Source organism: Tritonibacter sp. SIMBA_163, from assembly GCF_046535935.1.
GTDB lineage: Bacteria > Pseudomonadota > Alphaproteobacteria > Rhodobacterales > Rhodobacteraceae > Epibacterium > Epibacterium scottomollicae.
The window spans coordinates 1-262 of the sequence record NZ_JAWJBP010000658.1; the positions used below are offsets into that span (position 1 = coordinate 1).

Below are 262 nucleotides of genomic sequence, written 5' to 3' on the forward strand. Positions count from 1 at the left end.
TTCCGAGGAATACGAGAAGACTTAGAACAAGCGCTCACTACCCAAGCGCAACAGCAAAAAACAATGCTTGAAGAAGTGCAAACCTCTACTCAAGACATTTTACAGGAAGCGAATCATGCCTTTGTAGAACAATCAAATACCCTGACTCGTGTTGGTAATGAAGCCTCTGACATAATGAGTAACGCCAGCGATAACTTGAATGGAACATTAACTAACATTGATTCAATGTTGCAAAATACCCGTAAAACCGTACAGCAAGAAT

Annotated in this window: 1 protein-coding gene; it reads left to right on the forward strand. The window is 40.5% G+C overall.

The window, feature by feature from the left end; translation table 11 throughout:
* Positions 1 to 63 precede the first annotated feature (63 nt).
* On the forward strand, positions 64 to 262 hold a 199-nt coding region (locus tag R0J92_RS23945), incomplete at its 3' end, for a hypothetical protein (RefSeq protein WP_411053515.1).